Source organism: Mesorhizobium sp. M7A.F.Ca.AU.001.01.1.1, from assembly GCF_004022735.1.
Taxonomy (GTDB): domain Bacteria; phylum Pseudomonadota; class Alphaproteobacteria; order Rhizobiales; family Rhizobiaceae; genus Mesorhizobium; species Mesorhizobium ciceri.
Map to the genome: position 1 here is coordinate 1 of NZ_RZPF01000594.1, position 4,189 is coordinate 4,189.

General features: G+C 64.0%; 3 protein-coding genes. 1 reads left to right on the plus strand and 2 read right to left on the minus strand.

The window, feature by feature from the left end; genetic code table 11:
* Positions 1-208 precede the first annotated feature (208 nt).
* Positions 209-1,582, plus strand: coding sequence for a glutamate--tRNA ligase (gene gltX, locus EN884_RS27865; protein ID WP_063167908.1), 1,374 nt, complete (start codon positions 209-211; stop codon positions 1,580-1,582).
* Here the strand turns inward: gltX and EN884_RS27870 are convergent.
* On the minus strand, positions 1,500-2,714 hold the full coding sequence (locus EN884_RS27870) for a DUF2865 domain-containing protein (protein ID WP_063167909.1): 1,215 nt from the start codon (positions 2,712-2,714) through the stop codon (positions 1,500-1,502). The two genes, gltX and EN884_RS27870, sit on opposite strands and share 83 nt — an antisense overlap.
* 88 nt (positions 2,715-2,802) lie before the next feature.
* A partial coding sequence (locus EN884_RS27875; protein WP_281034848.1) for a phosphate acyltransferase occupies positions 2,803-4,189 on the minus strand: 1,387 nt, incomplete at its 5' end.

Here is a 4,189-nt window from a genome sequence, read left to right on the forward strand (position 1 = left end):
GTTCCGATGATTTCGGCCGCTGATCGCCTTCAACCGGTGGTCGGCCCCAGCGGCTGGCAGCGCTCGGTTACAAAGGCCGCCTGCGGACTGGGTGCCTCCTGAGGCGTCCAACGCCCGGTCTTTTCATTCCAGCCGCCATGTTCTATGTCTGCCGGGCAGCGCGGGGGCGCGTCTTGTCAATCGTAAAAGCATCCGGTACGCCCCGCTCATGACAGTTACCGTTCGTTTCGCCCCTTCGCCGACCGGCCGCATCCATATCGGCAATGCGCGCACGGCTCTGTTCAACTGGCTGTTCGCCGTGAACAACAAGGGTCGCTTCATCCAGCGCTTCGACGACACCGACATTGCGCGCTCGAAGCAGGAGTTTTCCGACGCCATCCTCTACGACCTGCATTGGTTGGGCATTTTTCCCGACGCCACCGAGTACCAGTCGCGGCGCTTCGAAGTCTATGACGCGGCGGTCGAGAGGCTGAAGGCGGCAGGCGTTCTCTATGCCTGCTACGAAACGCCGGAGGAGCTGGATCTCAGGCGCAAGGTGCGCCGCACGCGCGGTCTGCCGCCGGTCTATGGCCGCGAGGCGTTGACCCTGACGCACGAACAGATCGCCGAATACCAGACCGATGGCCGCCGGCCGCACTGGCGTTTTCTCCTGCCCAATTTCTCAGGCGATCCACAACAGCCGGAACGCACTGAAATCCACTGGAACGACTTGGTGCGCGGTGAGGAAACCGTCGATCTGGCCTCGCTTTCCGATCCGGTCCTGGTGCGCGAGGACGGCACCTATCTCTATACGCTGCCTTCCGTGGTCGACGACATCGAGATGGGCGTCAGCCATGTCATCCGCGGCGACGACCATGTCACCAACACCGGCGTGCAGATCGCCCTGTTCCAGGCACTGGCTGCCACGCCGCCAGTGTTCGGCCACCACAATCTCCTGACCACCGCATCGGGCGAGGGCTTGTCGAAGCGCACCGGCGCGCTCTCCATCGAAAGCCTGCGCGAGGACGGGATCGAGCCGATGGCCGTCGCATCATTGGCGGTCCTGGTAGGCACTTCGGAGAATGTCGCGGCGATGCCGACGATGGGCGAACTCGCCGAACGCTTCGATCCGGCGGCGACATCGAAATCCGCGGCCAAGTTCGATCCGGACGAGCTGTTCGTGCTCAACCGGTCGCTGCTGCACCACATGCCGTTCGCCGAGGCACAAGACCGTCTCATCGTGCTCGGCGTCTCCGGCGAGCAGGCCGAACCGTTCTGGCTGGCGGTGCGCGGCAATCTCGACAGGCTGGCCGATGCGGTCAACTGGTGGCGCATCCTGCGCGAAGGACCGCAGGAGAAGCCGCAATTTTCCGATGACGACCGCGACTTTCTCCGACAGGCGTTCGACCTGCTGCCGGAGGAACCCTGGACCGCGACGATCTGGAAGGACTGGACGGGCAAGATCAGGGAAGCGACCGGCCGCAAGGGCAAGGCGTTGTTCATGCCACTCAGGACAGCCCTTACCGGACTGCCTTCGGGGCCGGAGCTTGCAGATCTATTGCCGCTGATGGGTCGGGAAGGAACGTTGGCCCGACGACCCTGACCTTGCGCTGTTCCGGCGGCAGCGCGGACACGGGCGACGTCACCGGCCTCGCGGAAAGCCGCTTGATCGCCTCGCGGTCGAGCCCACCTTCCAGATTGGCCAGCGTTTCGGGATCGGCGCCCGGATCAGGTTTTGCAACCGGGACTGGAATGAATGATGACGCGTCTGTCTCTGGCTGCGATTGCACCGGATTCGGCGGATTGCCGGCGATGATCTGGAAACCCTGCGCAGCGGCGTTGCAGCCGCAAGCCGGCGGCCGCGACACGCCGGGCCGCTTGTAGAGATAGGCGGTCGGCAATTCGCTGTAAGGCCGGCCGGTGACAGATGACGTCATCGACGCCGAATCGTCGTCCATGCCGCGCGAATAGAAAACCTGCATCTCGGTGCCGGGGCAGCTCGATTCGCAATTCTTCTGGTCGCGTTCGAAATCGCCTGCCGAGGCCGAGTTCGACATAGGGAAAAAGTAGCCGTCGCAGGTGCGCACACAGGACGTGTGGAATTCGCCACCGACGCTCGGAAAATCCGGTACGCCGGGCTGGTTGAGCACACGGCGGACATTGCGCTCCTCGCTGGGATCGTCGGGCTGGTTGGGTTCATCAAGCATATCGAGCTGCTTGCTGTTGCCGCCGAAGAGCTGATCGAACAGGTTTGCGCTGCCGCCGTCGCGGTTCGCTTCCTGCAAAGGCGCACGCCGAGGCGCAACGGTGTCGTCGCGGCAGCCATTGGCGTCGAGCGCCGCCAGGATGCGTCCGCGATCGCGGCGAGAGCCACCGCCAGCCAGCCGCTCGCGCTTGTTTTGCAAGGCGTCGAGATTGGCATTCATGCGGTCGATGGTGGCGTTGAGCCCGGCGCATTGATTGAGGTTGCGGCCAAACAGCGAAAAACCGCACCCGGCCTGGCTCGCCTGGCTGCGAGCCTTCGAAATCTGCTCATGCTGCCTGGCAATCGCGGAATCGTATTTCCGGACTAGCGCCGGACCGCCACCGCCGCCGCGCGAGGACGCGGCAAGATCGGCTTCCAACTGGCGGCAGACCCGCGAAGCAGCCTGTGGCTCGGCTACTCCCCAGGTTGCGGACAACAGCAGGCCAAGCAGCACGACAGCATGCGCCTGCTTCCACCCTCCGCTTGCCATCCGCCCAAACTCCGCCTTCCAAATCGGCTGTTAGCCCCGCAAGGCTACCGTGTTCGCGGTTAACTGCAGTTTACCGCGAAATCCGTGTTCAGCCCAGATTGACGACCGCTTGTGCCTTGTGGGCGGCTTCGACCACGGCAAGCGCCGTCATGTTGACGACGCCGCGCGAGGTGACAGACGGCGTCAATATATGCGCCGGCATGTCGGTGCCGAGCAGGATCGGCCCGACATGTAGCGCATCCGTCATGGTTCTGAGCGCCGTCAGCGTGATGTTTGCCGAATCGAGGTTGGGGAACACCAGCAAATTGGCTTCGCCCTTCAGTCTCGAATGGGGATAGACGCGCTGGCGCAGGTGCTCCGACAGAGCAGTGTCCGCATGCATCTCGCCATCGCATTCAAGGTCAGGCGCGATGCGCGCCAGGATCGCCGCTGCTTGCCGCATCTTCAGGGCGCTGGGCGAATCGCGCGAGCCGAAATCGGAATGCGACAAGAGTGCTGCCTTCGGCTCGATGCCGAAGCGCTGGATTTCTTCCGCCGCCAGCACCGTCATCTCGGCGATTTCTTCCGCCGTCGGGTCGACGGAGACGTGGGTGTCGGTCAGAAAGATGATGCCGCGCTGCGAGATCAGCATGGAAAGCGTCGACAGGTCGTGGTCCTTGATGCCGGCGCGGGGGCCGATGATCAAGGTGACGTTGCGCAGATGCCGCTCGAATCGACCTTCGAGGCCGCAGACCATGGCGTCGGCATCGCCGCGTTTCAGCGCAAGTGCTGCGATCACCGTGTTGTCGGTGCGCACCATAGTGCGCGCGGCTTCCGTCGTCACGCCACGCCGGCCGGCGAGTTCGATCAAAAGGTCGACATAGTGGCGGTAGCGCGGATCGTCTTCCGGGTTGATGAGGCCGAAATCGACCCCGGGCTTGATGCGCAGGCCGTAGCGCTTCAGGCGCACTTCGATGACGTGCGGGCGGCCGATCAGGATCGGCTCGGCGATGCCTTCCTCGAGCACCACCTGGGCAGCCCGCAGCACGCGCTCATCCTCGCCGTCGGCATAGATGACGCGCTTGGCGCTCGATGCCTTGGCGGACGAGAACACCGGCTTCATCACCAGGCCGGAGCGGAAGACGAAGCGGTTCAGCTTGTCGATATAGGCGGCAAAGTCGGTGATCGGCCGCGTCGCGACGCCGGTGTCGCAGGCTGCCTTGGCGACCGCGGGCGCTATGCGCAGGATCAGCCGCGGATCGAAGGGCGAAGGGATCAGGAATTCAGGGCCGAAGATCGGCGTCTCGCCGGAATAGGCGCGGGCCGCGACGTCCGAAGGTTCCTCGCGTGCGAGCGCTGCGATTGCCCGCACCGCCGCCATCTTCATCTCCTCATTGATGGCGCTGGCGCCGCAGTCGAGCGCACCGCGAAAAATGTAAGGAAAACACAGTACGTTGTTGACCTGATTGGGAAAATCGGACCGGCCGGTGCAGATC